This is a genomic window from Armatimonadota bacterium, from assembly GCA_031459765.1.
Classification (GTDB): Bacteria; Sysuimicrobiota; Sysuimicrobiia; order Sysuimicrobiales; family Kaftiobacteriaceae; genus Kaftiobacterium; species Kaftiobacterium secundum.
This window is the reverse complement of the sequence record JAVKHY010000009.1, coordinates 78,763-96,762: the sequence shown is the minus strand read 5'-3', so window position 1 is coordinate 96,762 and position 18,000 is coordinate 78,763. Positions and strand designations below refer to the sequence as shown.

Genomic DNA, 18,000 nt, shown 5'->3' with positions numbered 1-18,000 from the left:
GGGGCCCAACGGCGAGACGACCACCTATGCCTACACCCACGCCACCACGGCGCCCTACCCGGTGGTCCGGACGGTGGTGACCGACGCCCGGGGCCAGGCCACAACCTATGAGATCAGCGGGGGCGACGTGGTCAAGGTGACGAACCCGCTGGGGCACGTCACCCAGTACGCCTACGATGCCCGGCACAACGTGACGGCGGCGACCGACTCCCTGGGCCGGCGGACGACGGTGGTCTACAACGACCGCAACAAACCCCTGCAGATCGTGCGGGCCGCAGGATCCCTCAACCTGACGACGACCCTCAGCTGGGATGCAAACGATAACCTCTTGAGCGTGACCAATCCCCGGGGGATCCGGACGGACTACACGTACAATGCCCAGCACAACCTGACCGGCGTCCGCCGGGCCGTGGGGACGGCGGAGGAGGCGCTGACCCAGTACACGTACACCGCCTGGGGCGGGGTCGCGTCGGTGGTCGACCCGCGCGGGAACACCACGACCTGCGCCTACACGGCGCGGCGGCAGGTGCAGACGGTGACGCCGCCGGCGGGTGGGGCGACGACCTTCGGCTACAACGCGGCGGATGACCAGGTCACGATGACCGACGGCAACGGCGGAACGTGGACCACAGCCTACAACGCCAGCCGGCTACCCACCAGCGTCACCGATCCGCTGGGCCACGTGATCCGCCACGAGTACGACGCCAACGGCAACCGCACCCGGACGTACGATGCCAGGAACCAGGCCACGACCTTTGCCTACGATGCCCGGGACCGGCTGATTGCGATCACCGACCCCTTGAACGGGGTCACCCGCTACGAGTACGACGCGGTGGGGAATCTGACCCGGGTCACTAACGCGCGCACCGCCGCCACGACCTTCACCTACGATGCGGCGAACCGGCTCACGCAGGTCACCGACGCCCTGGGCCAGAGCACCGCGTACACCTATGACGCCGCCGGGAACCGCGTCTCGATGCGGGACCGCAAGGGGACGACGCACACGTACTCCTACGATCAGGCCCACCGCCTGACCCAGGTGAGCGCGGGCGGGCTGACCGTCTCCTACCTCTATGACGCCAACGGCAACCGCACGAAGCTCACCGACGCCGGGGGGACGACGACCTTCGCCTACGACAGCCTGGACCGGCTCACCCGGACGACCTATCCGGACGGCCGCAGCGTCCAGGTCGCCTACGACCGGGCCGGCAACCGCACCCGCCTGACCTACCCGGACGGGACGTCGACGATGACCTACGGCTATGACGCGGCCAACCGGCTCACGCAGATGGCGGTGGGGACGCTCACCTGGCAGGTGGCCTACGACGGGGCGGGGAACCGGACGGCGCTCATCCAGCCCAACGGCACGCGCACAGACTACACCTACCTGGCGAACCACTGGCTGGCCTCGATCACCCACCGGCGTCCGAACGGCGCCGTCTTCCAGTCCTTCAGCTACACCTATGATGCGAACGGGAACCGCCTCACCCAGGCCGACGGGACCGGGACGACGACCTTCACCTATGACGCTCTGAACCGCCTCACCGGGGCGGTCTATCCGGGGACCTACGGGAGCTGGGCCTGGGCCTATGACGCGGTGGGGAACCGCACGAGCCAGACGGCGCCCGGCGGGACGACGCTTTACAGCTACGACGCGAACAACCGGCTGCTCCAGGCCGGAGGGGTGAGCTACAGCTACGACGCCAACGGGAACCTCCTCAGCACCTCGGCGGGCCAGAGTTTCCGCTGGGACGCCTTCAACCGCCTGACGCAGGCCAGCGGGTCGGGCGGGACGGTGAGCTACAGCTACAACGGGGACGGCCTGAAGGTGCGCCGCAGCGGGCCGGATGGGGTGACGGTCTACTACTATGACGGGATCCGGCCGATCTGGGAGACCGATGGGGCGGGGGCGCTGAAGGCGCGGCTGGACCGGGACATCTTCGGGAACCTGCTCTCCCGCCGCGAGGCCAACGGGACCCGCCGGTACTTCGCCCATGACGGGCTGGGCGGGCTGACGGCCATCACCGACAGTGCCGGGGCGCCGCTGGCGAGCCTGGTCTACGACGCCTGGGGGAACCAGCGGTCCTCGAGCGGGACGTGGACCGGAGGCAACTACCGGTTTACGGGAGCGGAACTGGACCCGGCGACCGGCCTCTACCACATGGGGGCGCGGTTCTACGACAGCGCAATCGGCCGGTGGTTGAGCGAGGATCCAATCCAGAACGATAGTTTCAATCCCGCCGCGCTCAATGCCTACGCCTACGCTTGGAACTCTCCAACCGGTCTGGTTGACCCGACCGGCCTACGCCCGTACCCACTCGAAGCAATCCTAGGGATCTTCGTCCACGGGGCGGTGGAGAGGCATTTCAGGAACGTGGTTGCGCCGAGGTACGGGGGCACAGACGTCCAAACAGAGTATCGAGTTTCGACCGGCCGCCTTGACATGATGATGACAATTGGCGGAGTGAGGGAGGTTTACGAGCTAAAGCCAGTGTCTCACCTCTTCGATGCAGGGAAACTAGAGGATGCTTCCAGGCAGGTGAGGAGATATGCAGAGTCCGTGGGTGGAAAACCGGGAACGACTTGGCAGCCGAGAGGTGAAGCGGTAAGCTTCAACTGGCTCTTCGATCTCAGGCTCTATAGTCTAGGTACCAGAGGGTCCGAGGGGATTATTGGTTATGAACTGGTGTCAAAGTACAACGCCGCAGAAATCCTCGCCAACCAGAATGGCTGGGACCCAGTCTTTGCTGCAGCCGTATTGGCTCTGCTAGCCGTTGCCTGGTCGAACCCAAACCTGATTCGGGCCCCGGCACCCGCGAATCCGTGACGCAGCGGGTCGGTGAGGCGCACCACAAAGAGGAATAGCAACGATGAGGGTGTTCCTGACGAGGCCTCTGCTGGGAGTTGTGCAAGGTACTGACGACTGGTTGCGTATCCGCGGCCGCATGAAGGGGGCCATCTCGCCGGAGGTCGAACAGGCTCTGGAAGGTCTTAGCCAGGAAATCGCCGAGAAGTTCAATTCGCTGTTCACCCGCGAAGGTGAGGGAGTTGACTACGTTTCGGAACCCCGCATTATCATGCCCGACCAGTTCTTCATCGAGCTCGACGTAGAGGGTCTGGGCCGTCTTGCGCGGGAGGTGCTTGTGGATATGGTCCCTCGGTACGTCGACACGTGGCAGACAAAGGCGATCCGGGTTGCGGAACTTTGGCTGGGGGGCGGGGACGAGCTGTTGACCCGGGAGGAGCAGGAGGCGCTCAAACGGACTCGGCGTGATATATGGAGACTTCCTGTGAAAGGCCAGACGTTCGTTTTTGGCTCGACAGTTCCGGAGATGACCCGCATTGCCGGTGCCGCGGCCGTGAGAGAAGCCGGTGGGATAGTCCTTGAGGGCCTGGGCGGGGAATGTGATTACTTCATTACTGACCAGTTGGATGAGGGCGAACGCGCCAAGCAGATGGGCGCCAAGCACGTAATCGATACATTGACGGCTCGGGTGATGGTGGGAGTACGCGAATAGCTGCTAGTGACAGTCCCCTCGGCGCGGGGTGCTCCGAGTGGTTACCGCTTGATCCCAGCCGTCTCTCCCATCTTGCTCTTTTCACCGGATAGACGAGTTGATTGCGCGAGCGCATGAGAGATGAACGGGGGTTCTCCGTACTACGACTCCCAGGCCTTCGGACAGCGTTCAGCCCAACGGCACCCGCACCGACTACACCTACCTGGCGAACCACTGGCTGGCCTCGATCACCCACCGGCGTCCGAACGGCGCCGTCTTCCAGTCCTTCACCTACACCTATGATGCGAACGGGAACCGGATCACGCAGGCCGACGGGGTGGGTCAGAATTCAAGCATCGGGGTGGGTCAAGGTTCGGGCATCATTGACACGGTGGGGAACCGCACGAGCCAGACGGCGCCCGGCGGGACGACGCTTTACAGCTACGACGGGAACAACCGGCTGATCCAGGCCGGAGGGGTGAGCTACAGCTACGACGCCAACGGGAACCTGAGCAGCACCTCGGCGGGCCAGAGCTTCCGCTGGGACGCCTTCAACCGCCTGACGCAGGCCAGCGGGTCAGGCGGGACGGTGAGCTACCGCTACAACGGGGACGGCCTGAAGGTCCGCCGCAGCGGGCCGGATGGGGTGACGGTCTACTACTACGACGGGATCCGCCCGATCTGGGAGACGACCGGGGCGGGGGCGCTGAAGGCGCGGCTGGACCGGGACATCTTCGGGAACCTGCTCTCCCGCCGCGAGGCCAACGGGACCCGCCGGTACTTCGCCCATGACGGGCTGGGCGGGCTGACGGCCCTTACCGACAGTGCCGGGGCGCCGTTGGCGAGCCTGTTCTACGACGCCTGGGGAAACCTGCGTTCGTCCAGTGGGACGTGGAATGGAGGCAACTATCGGTTCACTGGCGCCGAGCTGGATCAGGCGACGGGGCTCTACCACATGGGGGCGCGGTTCTACGCACCTTCCCTGGGACGATGGCTGAGCGAAGATCCAATGACGGACAAGCCGTTCGAACCTCAATCCTTGAATTTCTATGCCTATGTCGCCAACAATCCGCTCCTTTACGTTGATCCTGCGGGTACGACTCCAGATCTTGCTGCTCTGAACCAACGGCGGCAGGAGATTGTCAAAGGTCTACTGGCGGCAGCGAAGGACGGAGTGGTGAAGATCGCTGATTATGTGAAGGCAATACTCGATGAGCTTGAACGGTCCGCCACCCCGGAGACAGGAGCAAGGGTCACAGCATGGATTGCTGGAATCACCGGAACATTGGCCGTTGGGGCACTCGCGTTCGGAAGACCCGACGTTGCTGTTGCTCTCGGGGGTGCATCTATGGTCTTCACCGCAGCGAGCATGCTCTTCACGGAAGCCCAATACCGTCAGGGTCAGATCTCGTCGACGCAACGGAATTTCTCCCTAGCCTGGAGCGGCGCCAGCATAATCGTAGGTGGGGCGGGTATTCCCGCCCGTTCGCTCACTAACTTCAAGTTCTTTGAAGAAGGTGCGTATGCAGCCGCAACCATCATCGCGCGAACGCTTGGATGGGGGGGCATTTCGTTACCCTACTATAGGGGCCGTCGTTGAGAGTCTCATTGATTCATTGAGAATCCGAAGAGAGGAGTTGATTTGCCTCCTGTGATTCTGGTAGCAGTCATATGGATAATCATCGCAGTACTCCCAATGTGGCTTATGGTGAAGGTCGTCAGTTGGGCAGGTCGAAAAAGGGGCTGGGGACTTCGTCAATACATCGTGGGCATGATATTGTTTGCTCCCCTATGGTTCGCATTTATCATGCGTTACGTTGTGCGTGCCGACCCCGATCTCATACTGAGATTCACGCTCCTTTGTTTCGTATTGGCTGTCATCTACGGATTAGGACTCTTCGGGTGGGACCAGTTCTTTAAGGAGAGGGCAGCGCGAAGGCAGAGAAAGTAGGAACATGACCTCACTTAGGTGGCACTGCCCGTTGAGCTGGAGAGGAAGGCTATTAGGAAGCGCCTGGCAGATGGCCGAGTTCGACATCAAGCTCCCGTACAGTCGGCCATGCTCAGGCGTTTTCTAATCCTCAGAGCGATGGCCTTTCCTCGAAGACCGTGGTAATGGTCCTGCTGAAAGTTTCATCACGTGGAGATAGGAGGCCATCGAGGAGGCCTGGAGGTTATGTTTGTGGTGGAGGTAATCTTGCACGCCTTCCTCCGACGAATATGATGGACATTCTCAAAACCTCCCAATTTGCGTCTTTGCGCACCAGTCACCGTGATTTGCGCAATGAGGGCCATCCCAGGGATTGGCCCATGGTCATTCATCATAGTCTTGAGGTCGCGCAACGAAGGCTTTGACCAGACGAAGCAGCAGATCACCGTCTGCTGGCGAGCTGTTCGAGTCCCGCGAGGCGTCTCGTCGGTGAAGTTCTAATGAAGGCGCTCGGCTTGCCGCACTATCCCACTGGCACCATCATTCTCGCTCTTCTTTGATCCGCTACTCATATGCTGCCGCTGATAGGCTCCGGTCAGGTCCTATGATCCCGGGGATCGGCACAGATTCATGCAGTGCATGTCGAAAGAGCAGGAGCGCGCTCATCGCCTCTTCGCCCACCACCCTTTCGCCTTCGCCCACATGGCCGAGGCGTCTTCGCGCAGCTTCTTGCGCGCCGCCAGAGCTAGCTCGTCAGCCTGATCGCCGAGAGTGGGAGGGCCGAGCACCGATCGCGTTTCCTTGCCCTGTGATGCCTCCTGCATCCTCTCGTCGCGCAGCCGGCGAATCTCGCCCCGCGTCGAGGCTAAGTACCAGATGACGTACCCGAACGCGACGATGAGGAAGCCAACCGGGCCGAGGACGAGCAGCCCGAGGAGACTTAGCACGATGAATCCCAGGCATCCGAGGCAGCCCATACTCCATCAGCGATCTTCTCTACTACCCGTGTGTTCGGGCCTCCCTCCGCAGCATGCTCTCCCCGGGTGAGCTGGAGGATGATGCCCAGCCCACCCTGATCCGGCAAGGTTGCGACAATGCAGCGAGCGCCCTCCCGGCGAGGGTGTCCCGATTCTCGTTGAAAATTCGGGAGCAACTCCCAGCGCTCATTATGCCACCATCCCTCCTGTTGCCTTCGTGAGTTCCTGCTTCAGGGCCGTTCGCAGCGACGGCAACGCCTGGTAGCCGCGCAGCCGACGCAGGCGCGGCTCGATCGCCAGCAGCGCGGTCGCCAGCCAACGGTGTTTCTGATCGCTGGTGGTCCAGCGATCCACCTCTCCCACCCGCTTCTCGACCAGGGCCAGAACGGACTCCAGGCCATTGATCGTCAGCACACTCGTGCCCAGGCGATCGACCAAGCCCAGCCGGTGCAGCGTCAACGTCTCTTCCGATGAATCTCCGACAGCCGGGCGTGCGACTGGAAGTACCAGTCCCTGGCTTCAGCCGTCGTCGGCGGGGACAGTGGCCGGGCCTGCAGCGCCAGGGCCAGGGCCGCCACCAGCGCCGCGGCCGCGACGACACGTCCGACACCTGCGCGGCTCACCCCGTTGGCCGGACGGCGGCTGTATTCGTACTTCGGTCCTCGCCTATGACACCCACGGCAACCACCTCACCCAGACCGACAGCGCGGGGAGCTGGCGCCTATCACATCTGAACCGTCTGACTGGGCGGCTACCGAAAACCTCCTCAGCCGCTCAGCGGGCCAGGGCTTCCGCTGGGACGCCTTCAACCGGTGGGGGAAGCAGGTGGGTCAGGGGAACAGGGCGTCGATGTCCACCGACGCCTGGGGCGCCGCCAGGGGAGTGATCTGCTGGCCGGGGGTCAGGCGCATCGCGGTCCGGTAGGAGGCGCCCTGGGGATCGCGGTAGACTTCGAGGACGGCGTCCACCAAATCGACGATCCAGTACTCGGGAATCCGGGCGGCGGCGTAGATCTCCTGCTTGCGTGTGCGGTCGAATTGCAGCGTGGTGTCGGCGACCTCTACCACCAGGGCGGCCGTCGTCGGATGGTGGGCGCGGTAGTCCTCCAGCGATCCCGGCACGACGGCGATGTCGGGTTCCGGCTCGGAGAGCTCCCCCAGGGCCAGCGGGAGCTGAGCGCGGACGTCGTAGCCCGCGCTGAACACTGCGTCCAGGACCTTCTGCACGCGGCGTAGGGCTGTGGCGTGGGCGGCGCTCTGGGGCGTCATCTCGACAATCTCTCCCTGGATGAGCTGGACGCGGGCCTCCGGGCGCAGGGCCCCCACGGCAATCAGCCGGTCATACTCCTCTCTGGTCCACAGCTTGGCGCGCACGCTCATGGTCTGTCTACGACTGTAGCATATCGCGCTGGCGGAGAGGAGCCGCCTGCAAGGAGTCCTCCGGGTGCCCTGCGAATTGGGCAGATTGGCGTTTTTGCCTGCGGAGGTCGCTTCAGGCAATGCCCAAGGTGGTCCTGGACTGGCTCTACGTGGGTGTGTTCGCGGTCATGGGCGTCATCCTGGCCGTGGTCCCGCTCATCGTGGTCTGGCTGCTGGCCCCGCGCCTGAGCCTTCCGCAGAAGCAGCTCACCTATGAATCGGGGGTCGTCCCCTTTGGGCAGGCCTGGGCGCAGTTCAACGTCCGGTACTACCTGTTCGCCCTGGTCTTCGTCGTCTTCGACGTCGAGGTGATCTACCTGTACCCGTGGGCCATCGTCTTCCGGCAGCTGGGCGCCTTCGCCTTCTACGAGATGGTCCTCTTCCTCGGCATCCTCCTCGTGGGGCTGGCCTACGCCTGGCGCAAGGGCGCGCTGGAGTGGGTGTGAGCGGTGGCCGTATTCCTTGAGATCGTCAAGGCCGCGCTCCTGGCGATTGTCATCTTCACCTTTCTGGCCGTCGTCGGCGCCATGTATGGCGTCTACCTGGAGCGCAAGATCAGCGGCTGGATCCAGGTCCGCTACGGCCCCCTGCACGTCGGCCGGTGGGGGTTGCTGCAGACCGTGGCGGACACGATCAAGCTCCTGCAGAAGGAGCACATCACCCCGCGCCGGGCGGATGTGATGATTTTCAACACCGCCCCGCTCATCGTGGCCGTGGCCGGGCTGCTGGACTGGGTGGTCATCCCCTTCGGGACGGGGTTCGGCCGCGTGCTGGTGGTGCGCGACATCAACATCGGCGTCGTCTACTTCGCGGCCATGGCTTCGCTTACCGTGATCGGCATCCTCATCGCGGGCTGGAGCAGCAACAACAAGTACGCGTTGCTGGGCGGGCTGCGTTCGGCCTCCCAGATGATCAGCTACGAGATCCCCCTGGCCCTGGGGCTGCTCTGGGCGGCGATGCTCGCCGGGACGCTCTCCACCGTGGGCATCGTGGAGGCCCAGCGGGGCGGCTGGTTCCTCTTCAAGGTGCCGCCCCTGGGGTTTGTCGCCGCGCTGCTCTTCCTGGCCGCGGCCACGGCCGAGGTGAACCGCGTGCCCTTCGACCTGCCGGAGGCGGAGTCGGAGCTGGTCGCCGGCTACTTCGCCGAGTACACCGGGATGCGCTTTGCCCTCTTCCAGCTGGGCGAGTACGCCGAGATGTACGCCATGTCGGCGATGGCCGCGATCCTCTTCCTGGGCGGCTGGCTGGAACCCAACCTGCCGCAGTGGGTGTGGGCCCTGCTCGGCGTCGGCGCCCTGGCCCTGGCCGCCTTCATCCGCTTCTCCGCGCTGCGCCGGGCGCTGCTGGTACGCCCGATCCTGGCCCTGGCCGTGCTTGCCGCCGTTGTCAGCGGGCTGATGGTGCTCGGGATCGAGCTGGGCCGGTCGCCGGTGCTCCCCTCGATCGTCTGGTTCTTCGTGAAACTGTTTGCCCTGGTCTTCTTCCTGATGTGGATGCGCTGGACCTATCCCCGCCTGAGGCTGGACCAGCTGTTGAATCTGTCCTGGAAGGTGTTGCTGCCGGTGGGCCTGCTGAACATCCTGCTCACGGGGCTGCTGCTGACGGTGGCCCGCTGATGGGCGAACTGGCCGCCTTCATCGTCCTCTCGCTGGTGATCCTGATCCCCGCGGTGATCGTGGTCACCAGCCGGAACATCGTCCGCAGCGCGCTGTCCCTGGTGCCCACCTTCCTCGGGGTGACCGGCTTCTACATTCTGCTCCAGGCCGAGTTCGTGGCCGGGATCCAGGTGTTGATCTACGCCGGCGCGATCACGGTCCTCATCCTCTTTGTGATCATGCTCACCGAAGGCGGCTCCGGCACCGGGGTGCGGCAGATCAACGAGCAGGTGCCCCTCGGCGCCACGGCCGCCCTCTGGCTGGCCTTCCTCATCCTGGTGGTGCTCTTCCGGACCCCCTGGCCGGTCACCGGCGGGCAGCCGCCGGCCTACAACGCCGCGGCCATCGGCGGCGCCTTCCTGTCCGGTTACGTCCTGGTCTTCGAGGTCACCAGCCTGGTGCTGCTGCTGTCGCTGATCGGGGCGATCGTGATCGCGAGGCGAGAGGAATGACCGTCGGTCTCACCCACTACCTGGTCGTGAGCACGCTGCTCTTCTGCCTGGGCCTCTACGGCGTTCTGACGCGGCGCAACGCCGTGGCCATCCTCATGGGCATCGAGCTGATGCTGAACGCCGCCAACATCAACCTGGTGGCCTTCAACCGCTACGTGGCCCCGGCCGCCGTGAACGGGCACATCTTCGCCCTGGTGGTGATCACCCTGGCGGCCTGCGAGGCGGCGGTGGGGCTGGCCCTGGTCATGGCCGCCTACCGCAGCCTGGAGACGGTGCACGTCGATGAGATCAACCTCATGAAGTGGTGAGCATGCTGGCCTACGCCTGGCTCATCCCGCTGCTCCCCTTCCTGGCCTTCTGGCTGATCGTCTTCTTCGGCCGGGCCCTGCCGGGGCAGGGAGCGTATGTCGCCATCGGAGCCCTGGTGATCGACGCCGTCCTCTCCCTCGGCGTCCTGGCCCAGGTCCTGGGCGGGGCCTCCTACCGGGCCGGTCTGGTCTGGGCCGTGCTGGGCGACCGGGCCCTGGAGGTCGGCTACCAGATCGACCCGCTGACCGCGGTGATGCTGCTTGTGGTCACGGTGGTCGGCTCGTTGATCTTCGTCTACTCCGTCGGGTACATGCACGGCGACCCGCGCTACCCGCGCTTCTTCGCCTACCTCTCGCTCTTCGCCGCCTCGATGCTGACCCTGGTCCTGGCCGACAACCTCCTCCTGCTGTACATCGGGTGGGAGGGCGTGGGGCTGTGCAGTTACCTGCTGATCGGGTTCTGGTTCGAGCGGCCGGCCGCGGCGCGCGCCTCGCTGAAGGCCTTCGTCACGACGCGCGTCGGCGACACCTTCATGTTCATCGGGATCCTGCTCCTCTTCTTCACGGTGGGCACGCTGCAGTTCGACGGCATCTTCGAGGCGGTGGAGGCGGGACAGCTGAGCGGGTCGCTGCTCATCCTGGCCGCGCTGCTGATCTTCGGCGGGGCGGTGGGCAAGTCGGCCCAGCTGCCCCTGCACGTCTGGCTCCCCGATGCGATGGAGGGGCCCACGCCCGTGTCCGCGCTTATCCACGCCGCGACCATGGTCGCCGCCGGGGTCTACCTGGTGGCGCGCAGTTACCTGCTGTTCTTCGGCAGTCCCGACCACGCCGCGCTCACCGTGGTGGCCTGGGTGGGCGGGCTCACCGCCTTCATGGCGGCGACCATCGGCATCGTGCAGGACGACATCAAGCGGGTCCTGGCCTACTCCACCATCAGCCAGCTGGGCTACATGATGCTGGGTCTGGGCGTGCTGGGCTACACGGCCGGCGTCTTCCACCTCATGACTCACGCCTTCTTCAAAGCCCTGCTGTTCCTGGCCGCCGGTTCGGTCATCCACGCCATGCACACCAACGACATGAAGGAGATGGGCGGGCTGGCCCGGGTCATGCCCACCACCTACTGGACGATGCTGATCGGCGGGCTGGCCCTGGCCGGGGTGCCGCCGCTGTCCGGGTTCTGGAGCAAGGACGAGATTCTGCTGGAGGCCTTCCACAACAACCGGGCGCTGTTCGTCCTGGGCGAGGTCACGGCGTTCCTCACGGCGTTCTACGTCGGCCGGATGCTGTTCTACACCTTCGGGGGGACGCTGCGCAGCCACCATGCCCATCCCCACGAGTCGCCCGCCGTGATGACGGTCCCCCTGGTCATCCTGGCCGTCTTCGCCGCGGGGATCGGGCTGGTCGGCGCGCCGTTCCTGGGTCACGCCTTCGGCCACTTTGTCCGCTTTGAAGGAGGCGGCCACGGTGTGGAGAGCGGGGCGGCCTTCGATCCCGCCGTGGCCGGCCTCTCCACGGCCGCGGCCCTGGCCGGCCTTCTGGTCGCGGCGGTCGTCTACCACTGGCGGTGGGTGCCCTCGACCACCCTGCGGCGGATCGGCCGGCCGCTGTACGTGCTCCTCGTGCGCAAGTACTACTGGGACGAGTTCTACCAGTGGACCGTGGTCCGTCCCGTGATCTGGATCGCCCGCCGGCTGAGGGTCTTCGACCTCTACGTGATCGACGGCGCGGTCAACGCCGTGGGCATCGTCTTCGTCTGGTTCGCCCGCCTGTACCGGTTGTTCGACCTCTACGTCGTGGACGGGCTGGTCAACCTGGTGGGCTGGATCACCGGGCGCCTGGGCGCCGTGCTGCGCTATGTCCAGACCGGCCGCCCGCAGAACTACCTGCTGGTCATCGCCCTCGGGGTGATCGTCCTCGTGATTGGAGGGATTCTGCGCTGATGCTGAGCCTCATCACCTTCATCCCGCTGGCCGGGGGGCTGCTCATCCTGCTCCTGCCGAAGACCAACCACGCCCTGATGAAGATCGTGGCCCTGCTGGCCGCGGCGGCCTCCTTCGTGCTCAGCCTGGTCCTCATCGCCGGCTACCAGGTCGGCGGCGGGATGCAGTTCCAGGAGCTCTACCAGTGGATCCCGGCGATCAACGTGTACTACCACCTCGGGGTGGACGGGCTGAGCCTGCCGCTGCTGGTGCTGACCACGCTGCTCAGCCTGCTCTCCATCGTGTACTCCTGGCGCATCGACCACCGGTTGAAGGAGTACCTGTTCCTGTTCCTCCTCCTGGAGACGGGGATGAACGGCGTCTTTGTCGCCCTGGACTTCTTCCTCTTCTACATCTTCTGGGAGATCACGCTGGTCCCGATGTACTTCCTGATCGCGATCTGGGGCGGACCGCGCAAGGAGTACGCGGCGATCAAGTTCTTCCTCTACACGCTGGTCGGCTCGCTGGCCATGCTGCTGGCCATTTTGCTCCTGTACTTCAACAGCGACCCGCGCACCTTCGGGATGCTGGAACTGATCCGGCAGCAGCCTTTGGCCCGCTCGCCCCTGCTGGCGGCGCTGGCCTTCTGGGGATTCTTCCTCAGCTTCGCCATCAAGGTGCCGATGTGGCCCTTCCACACCTGGCTGCCCGACGCGCACGTCGAGGCGCCCACCGCCGGGTCGGTGATCCTGGCCGGCATCCTGCTGAAGATGGGAACCTACGGCTTCGTGCGGGTCAGCCTGCCCATGCTGCCGGAGGCCTTCAAGCAGTACGCCGTTCCGGTGGCGGTACTGGCGCTGCTGGGGATCGTCTACGGCGCGCTGGTGGCCATGGCCCAGACCGATCTGAAGAAACTCGTCGCCTACAGCTCGGTGAACCACATGGGCTATGTCATGCTGGGGACGGCCGCCGCCGCCGCGGCCGTCGGCGACCCGACCAAGGCGCAGGCCGCGACCACGGCCCTCAACGGGGCGGTCTTTGAGATGGTGGCCCACGGCATCATCACCGGGGCGCTGTTCCTCATCGTCGGCGTGCTCTACGACTACCGCGCCCACACCCGCGGGGTGGACGAGTTCGGCGGGCTGGGCGCCCGGCTGCCGGTCTACACGGGGATCACCACGATGGCGATGCTGGCCTCCCTCGGCCTGCCCGGGCTGATGGGGTTCGTCGCCGAGTTCCTGATCTTCGTCGGCTCCTTCGGCGTCTTCCCCTACCTCACCGCCGTCGCCGTGACCGGGGTGGTGTTCAGCGCGGCGATGTTCCTGTGGACGATCCAGCGCATCTTCCTGGGACCGTTCAACGAGCGCTGGGCGCACCTGCCCGACATGGACGGGCGGGAGAAAGTGGCCCTGGTGCCCCTGGCCGCGCTGATGCTGATCTTCGGCATCTACCCCCGGCCCCTGCTGGACGTGATCAACGCCGCGATGGCCGTCCTCGTCGGGGCGGTGCCCTAGGCCATGACCCCCGCACCGTCCGACCTCTGGGCGATCGGGCCGGAGCTCTGGCTGCTCGGGCTGGGCCTCCTGGTGCTGCTGCTGGATCTGGGGCTTCCCCCGGGCCGCAAGGCCTGGGCCGGGGGCGTGGCGGCGGGCGGACTGCTCCTGGCCCTCCTGCCCATCGCCGCCATGCTGGACTGGCCTCCCCGCACCGTCTTCTTTGGGACCTACGCCGTGGACGGGTTCGCCGTGTTCTTCAAGATCGTCACCGTCGTGGCCACGGCGCTGGTCATCCTGGCGTCGCTGGAGACGCTGCAGAGCCGGTTCGAAGGCGAGTTTTACGCCCTGCTGGTGTTCACCGCGCTGGGCCTGGTGCTCATGGCGGCAAGCACGGATCTCATCCTGCTGGCGCTGGCCATCGAGTACGTCAGCCTGACGAGCTACGTCCTGGCCGGATTCCTCAAGGCCAGTCCGAAGAGCAACGAGGCGGGGATCAAGTACTTCCTCTTCGGCGCCGCGGCCTCGGCGGTGATGCTCTTCGGCTTCTCCATCGTCTACGGCCTGAGCGGCAGCACCAACCTCTACGACATCGCCGGACGGCTCCGGACCGCTCCCCTGCCCGCGCTGTACCTGGGCGTGGCGCTGATGCTGGCCGGCTTCGGCTTCAAGATCTCCATGGTGCCCTTCCACCAGTGGACGCCCGACGTTTACGAAGGCGCGCCCACCCCGGTGGCCGCCTTTCTCTCCGTGGCCAGCAAGGCGGCGGGGTTCGCCGCCCTGGTGCGGGTGCTGCTCCTGGCCGTGGACCCGGCGCGGGTGGACTGGGTGTTGCTCCTCTCCCTCCTGGCCGCGGTGACGATGACCCTGGGCAACCTGCTGGCCCTGCCGCAGCGCAACATCAAGCGCATGCTGGCCTACTCCAGCATCAGCCACGCCGGCTTCATCCTGATCGCGGTGGCGGCCTTTCGCGGGCACTTCGGCACGCCCGGCTTGCTGGTCTACCTCCTGGGGTACACCTTCACGCAGCTGGGGGCGTTCTTCGTCGCCGTCCTCATCGGCGCCCGGCTGCGCACCGACGAGATCCCCGACTACGCCGGCCTGGCCCGCCGCGCCCCGGTGTCCAGTTTCCTCATGGCGGTGTTCATGCTGTCGCTGACCGGGATCCCGCCCACGGCGGTGTTCGTCGGCAAGTTCTACGTGCTGGCCGCGGCCATCGAGACCGGCCTGCTCTGGCTGGCCGTGGTGGGCGTGGTGAACAGCGTGATCTCCCTCTTCTATTACGTGGGGGTCATCCGGGCGATGTACGTGCTGCCCGCCCCCAGCGAGGCGCCCATCCCGGAGCCTCCCGCCCTGCAGGTCGCCCTGGGCCTGGCCGGGCTGGGCACCCTGCTCATCGGTCTGTATCCCCAGCCCCTGATCGACCTGGCCCGGAACGCCACCCTGCTCCTGCGGTTGTAGTCGGCGGTTGACGCTGTTTCCCCGCGTCTGATATGATGGCCCCGGTTTTCGGCCCAGGATCGCGGCGGACGCCGTGGTCCTGGGTTTTGTCGGGATTGGGCGTTCCACGTCGACTCCAGGTGACATGATGACGGCCAGAGGCGGCCACGCGGGACGGGCGGACGAGAACCTTCTGCAACTCATCGCCGCGAAAGAGAAGGAACTCGAGCAGCGGGTGGCGCAGGCCCGCGACCAGGCAGGCCGGTTGATCGAGGAGGCCCGGCGCGAGGCGGAGGCGATCCTCGACCAGGCCCGCCGCGAGGCGGCGCAACTGGAGGAGCAGACGCGGGCGGAGATCGCCCGCGAGAGCGAGGCCGCCGCCCGGCAGCGCCTGGCCCAGGCGGAGGCGGAGGCCGGGCAGGTGGCGGCGCGGGCTGCCGAGCGCCTTCCGCTGGCCGTCGAACTCGTCGTGTCGCGCGTGGCGGGCGGCCTCTCCTGAGCCTTCCCGGAGCGGGGCTTTCATGATCGTCGAGATGTCGCGGATCGTTGTGCTGGGGCCGAAGCGCCTCCTCGGGCCGGTCATCGAGGAGGTGCAGAACCTCGGCGCGCTGCACATCGACCATATCGAGTCCGAAGAAGCCCCCGTCCAGCCCCTCCAGCTGACCGAGGAAGAGAGACAGCGGATGCAGCGGCTCGAGCGGGCGGTGACGCGGGCCGACGGTCTGCTCACGCTGCTGCCCGCTCCCGCAGCGGGCGGCGCGGCCGCGGACGGCGGCGCGGCGAATCCCGTCGAGGTCGCCGGCCTTTCTACCGAAGACCTCGACGCCCGGCTGGCCGGCATCGAACAGCACGTGCGCGACCTGACCCGGGCCCGCCTGGAACTGGAGGAGGAGCTCTCCCTGATCGCGTCCTACGAGGGCGCGGTGCGGGCGCTGTCGCCGCTGCTGAACGCCCTGGCCGGCAGCAGGACCCTGGAGTCTCTCGGCTTCCTCCTGAACACCCGGGACCTTACCGTGGCCACGGCTATTCGCAACGAGCTGATCAAGGCCACCGAGGGCCGGGTGGAGGTGGTCAGCCGCGTTGTGGACGAGAACCGAATCGGCGTCGTGGCGGCCTTCCGCAAACAGGACGCCGACCTCATCCGCCCCGTGCTCTCCCGCGCCGGGGTGAGCGAACTGCGCCTGCCGGCGCGCTTTGCCGGGGCGCCAGCGTCCGAGGCCCTGACTTTGATGGAGCGGAGGAAAGCGGAGGCCCCGCAGGAGATCGCACGTATCGACCGGGAGATCGCCGGGCTGGCCCGGGTTCACCGCGCCTGGGTCGCCGGCGCCCGGGCGGTGCTGGCGGACCGGCTGGGGCAGATGAAGGTGGTGCCCGAGCTCGCGCAGTCGCGGTACACCTTCATCCTGCACGGCTGGGCGCCGACCCGAAAGGTGGCCGAGATCCGGGGTCGGCTGCGCCAGCGTTTCGGCAGCGACCTGGCCGTCTACGACCAGCCGGCCGACCCCCACGACGCGCCGGAGCGGGTGCCGGTGATGCTCGATAACGTGGGGTTCGTGCGGCCGTTCCAGCGACTGCTCTCGCTGTTCCTCCCGCCGCGCTACGGGGCCTGGGACCCCAGTCCCGTCATGGCGATCACCTTCCCCATCTTCGTCGGGTTGGTGATCGGGGACGTGGGCTACGGCCTGCTGTTCTTCCTCCTGGGCTGGGCCTTTCGCAACCGGGCCCGGGCGGGGCAGGCCCTGGAGATCCGGTTCCTCAGCCTGCGCTTCCCGCCACCGCTGCTGGCGGACATCTCGTTCCTCATCCGCGTCGCGGCGCTGTGGACGGTGGCCTTCGGCGTGATCTACGCGGAGTGCTTCGGCAACCTGCCGGAGACGCTGTTCCACCTCGAGCCGCTCTTCAACCGGGTGCACGAGACGAACCGCTACTTCCTCTTCATCATCGCCGCCGGGGTGCTGATGATCTTCTTCGGCCTGATCGTGCACCTGGTTCAGGCGCTCCGGCACCGGCACCTGGTCGGGGTCTTTGAGGCCGCGGTGATCATGCTGGGCACCGCCGGCCTGCTGCTCTTCCTGGGCGCCCGCGGCGGGACCCTGCCCGCCTCCCTCGGGTCCATCGGGCTCTATGTCTTCGCGGCCGCCATCGGGGTGGCGCTGCTGTCGTTGCTGGTGGAACGGGATCCCATCAAGCGCTTCCTGTGGCTGCTGGAGAGTACGTCCGCCTTCGGACACATCCTGTCCCACGCCCGGCTCATGGCCTTCGGCCTGGCGGCGGCGGCGCTGGCCAACGCCGCCAACCAGCTGGGGGCCCAGGCCGGCAGCGTCGGCGTCGTGATGAGCGTGTTCGTGGGGGCGCTGTTCCAGGCCCTGTTCTTCGTCTTCACGATCATCGGACACGTCATCCAGCCGGCGCGTCTGCACTGGGTGGAGTTCTTCAGCAAGTTCAAGTTCCATGAGGAGACGGGACGGCGGTACCGGCCGTTCCAGAAGTCGTCGGAGGCGTGAGTGACGGTGCCCCAGACTTCACCCGGCCCGCGCGCCTGGCGGCAACCGGTGGAAGACAGACAGTTCGGGAGGTGAGGATGGTGAAGAACGCGGTGCTGGTTCTGATGCTGGCCCTGACCGCCACGCTGCTCCTGGCCGCGGCGGCGCTGGCCGCGCCCGAGGAGACGGCCGCGGCTCCTCCGCGCGGCGCGGGGGCCGGCCTGCTGGGGCTGGCCGCGGCGATCAGCGTCGGGCTCGGCGCCATCGGCACGGCCTGGGCCCAGTCGCGCATCGGCGCGGCGGCGGCGGGCGCGATTGCGGAGCGGCCCGAGATCGGCGGCCTCATGCTCGTCTTCCTGGCCCTGCCCGAAACGATGATCATCCTGGGCTTCCTGGTGGCCTTCTTCGTCATCGGCAAGATCTAGGGG

General features: G+C 66.3%; 17 protein-coding genes. 13 read left to right on the top strand and 4 right to left on the bottom strand.

Annotated features, from left to right (window positions below):
- The 3 genes from QN141_10785 to QN141_10775 form a co-directional block, all read left to right on the top strand.
- Positions 1-2,827, top strand: a 2,827-nt coding sequence (locus QN141_10785; protein MDR7558962.1) for an RHS repeat-associated core domain-containing protein, incomplete at its 5' end; no start/stop codon positions are given.
- Between the two features lie 43 nt (positions 2,828-2,870).
- Entirely contained in the window at positions 2,871-3,518 is a 648-nt protein-coding gene (locus tag QN141_10780; protein ID MDR7558961.1) for a hypothetical protein, read from the top strand.
- Between the two features lie 316 nt (positions 3,519-3,834).
- A complete protein-coding gene (locus QN141_10775) occupies positions 3,835-5,097 on the top strand; it encodes an RHS repeat-associated core domain-containing protein (protein ID MDR7558960.1) in 1,263 nt (420 codons plus the stop codon).
- A gap of 992 nt (positions 5,098-6,089) precedes the next feature.
- Here QN141_10775 and QN141_10770 read toward each other — a convergent pair.
- The 4 genes from QN141_10770 to QN141_10755 form a co-directional block, all read right to left on the bottom strand.
- Entirely contained in the window at positions 6,090-6,374 is a 285-nt protein-coding gene (locus QN141_10770; protein ID MDR7558959.1) for a hypothetical protein, read from the bottom strand.
- Positions 6,375-6,593: 219 nt separating this feature from the next.
- Positions 6,594-6,863 carry a hypothetical protein gene (locus QN141_10765; protein ID MDR7558958.1) on the bottom strand — a complete coding sequence of 90 codons (270 nt, stop codon included), beginning with the start codon at positions 6,861-6,863 and terminating at the stop codon, positions 6,594-6,596.
- Complete coding sequence (locus QN141_10760; protein ID MDR7558957.1) at positions 6,860-7,027, bottom strand: hypothetical protein; 168 nt, start codon at positions 7,025-7,027, stop codon at positions 6,860-6,862. Before QN141_10760 ends, QN141_10765 begins: the two co-directional genes overlap by 4 nt.
- Positions 7,028-7,234: 207 nt before the next feature.
- Positions 7,235-7,783: a Uma2 family endonuclease gene (locus tag QN141_10755; GenBank protein MDR7558956.1), complete on the bottom strand. Its 549-nt coding sequence runs from the start codon at positions 7,781-7,783 to the stop codon at positions 7,235-7,237.
- Positions 7,784-7,950: 167 nt separating this feature from the next.
- On the opposite strand from QN141_10755, the gene QN141_10750 reads away from it, so the two are divergent.
- The 10 genes from QN141_10750 to QN141_10705 all read left to right on the top strand — a co-directional run bounded on the left by QN141_10750 (position 7,951) and on the right by QN141_10705 (position 17,997).
- Positions 7,951-8,268, top strand: coding sequence for an NADH-quinone oxidoreductase subunit A (locus QN141_10750; GenBank protein MDR7558955.1), 318 nt, complete (start codon positions 7,951-7,953; stop codon positions 8,266-8,268).
- 3 nt (positions 8,269-8,271) lie between these two features.
- Positions 8,272-9,438 (top strand): complex I subunit 1 family protein, encoded by a 1,167-nt coding sequence (locus tag QN141_10745; GenBank protein ID MDR7558954.1) that lies wholly within the window; start codon positions 8,272-8,274, stop codon positions 9,436-9,438.
- Positions 9,438-9,929: an NADH-quinone oxidoreductase subunit J gene (locus QN141_10740; protein ID MDR7558953.1), complete on the top strand. Its 492-nt coding sequence runs from the start codon at positions 9,438-9,440 to the stop codon at positions 9,927-9,929. Before QN141_10745 ends, QN141_10740 begins: the two co-directional genes overlap by 1 nt.
- Positions 9,926-10,237 carry an NADH-quinone oxidoreductase subunit NuoK gene (nuoK, locus tag QN141_10735; GenBank protein ID MDR7558952.1) on the top strand — a complete coding sequence of 104 codons (312 nt, stop codon included), beginning with the start codon at positions 9,926-9,928 and terminating at the stop codon, positions 10,235-10,237. The genes QN141_10740 and nuoK overlap by 4 nt, the downstream gene beginning before the upstream one ends.
- A 2-nt stretch (positions 10,238-10,239) precedes the next feature.
- The gene (gene nuoL / locus QN141_10730; protein ID MDR7558951.1) at positions 10,240-12,177 is read left to right on the top strand and encodes an NADH-quinone oxidoreductase subunit L; all 1,938 of its coding nucleotides are present in this window, start codon (positions 10,240-10,242) and stop codon (positions 12,175-12,177) included.
- A complete protein-coding gene (locus QN141_10725) occupies positions 12,177-13,670 on the top strand; it encodes an NADH-quinone oxidoreductase subunit M (protein MDR7558950.1) in 1,494 nt (497 codons plus the stop codon). The genes nuoL and QN141_10725 overlap by 1 nt, the downstream gene beginning before the upstream one ends.
- 3 nt (positions 13,671-13,673) lie before the next feature.
- Positions 13,674-15,110, top strand: a complete 1,437-nt coding sequence (locus QN141_10720; GenBank protein MDR7558949.1) for an NADH-quinone oxidoreductase subunit N — start codon at positions 13,674-13,676, stop codon at positions 15,108-15,110.
- 124 nt (positions 15,111-15,234) lie between these two features.
- The gene (locus tag QN141_10715) at positions 15,235-15,588 is read left to right on the top strand and encodes a V-type ATPase subunit subunit G family protein (protein MDR7558948.1); all 354 of its coding nucleotides are present in this window, start codon (positions 15,235-15,237) and stop codon (positions 15,586-15,588) included.
- Between the two features lie 22 nt (positions 15,589-15,610).
- Positions 15,611-17,593: a V-type ATPase 116kDa subunit family protein gene (locus tag QN141_10710; protein MDR7558947.1), complete on the top strand. Its 1,983-nt coding sequence runs from the start codon at positions 15,611-15,613 to the stop codon at positions 17,591-17,593.
- Between the two features lie 77 nt (positions 17,594-17,670).
- On the top strand, positions 17,671-17,997 hold the full coding sequence (locus QN141_10705; GenBank protein ID MDR7558946.1) for a F0F1 ATP synthase subunit C: 327 nt from the start codon (positions 17,671-17,673) through the stop codon (positions 17,995-17,997).
- Positions 17,998-18,000 lie beyond the last annotated feature (3 nt).

Coding starts and splice junctions, on each gene's coding strand:
- QN141_10740 (MDR7558953.1), top strand. CDS start 9,438: ATGGGCGAACTGGCCGCCTTCATCGTCCTCTCGCTGGTGATCCTGATC.
- QN141_10715 (MDR7558948.1), top strand. CDS start 15,235: ATGATGACGGCCAGAGGCGGCCACGCGGGACGGGCGGACGAGAACCTT.
- QN141_10710 (MDR7558947.1), top strand. CDS start 15,611: ATGATCGTCGAGATGTCGCGGATCGTTGTGCTGGGGCCGAAGCGCCTC.
- QN141_10720 (MDR7558949.1), top strand. CDS start 13,674: ATGACCCCCGCACCGTCCGACCTCTGGGCGATCGGGCCGGAGCTCTGG.
- QN141_10725 (MDR7558950.1), top strand. CDS start 12,177: ATGCTGAGCCTCATCACCTTCATCCCGCTGGCCGGGGGGCTGCTCATC.
- QN141_10705 (MDR7558946.1), top strand. CDS start 17,671: ATGGTGAAGAACGCGGTGCTGGTTCTGATGCTGGCCCTGACCGCCACG.
- QN141_10750 (MDR7558955.1), top strand. CDS start 7,951: ATGGGCGTCATCCTGGCCGTGGTCCCGCTCATCGTGGTCTGGCTGCTG.
- nuoK (MDR7558952.1), top strand. CDS start 9,926: ATGACCGTCGGTCTCACCCACTACCTGGTCGTGAGCACGCTGCTCTTC.
- nuoL (MDR7558951.1), top strand. CDS start 10,240: ATGCTGGCCTACGCCTGGCTCATCCCGCTGCTCCCCTTCCTGGCCTTC.
- QN141_10780 (MDR7558961.1), top strand. CDS start 2,871: ATGAGGGTGTTCCTGACGAGGCCTCTGCTGGGAGTTGTGCAAGGTACT.
- QN141_10755 (MDR7558956.1), bottom strand. CDS start 7,783: ATGAGCGTGCGCGCCAAGCTGTGGACCAGAGAGGAGTATGACCGGCTG.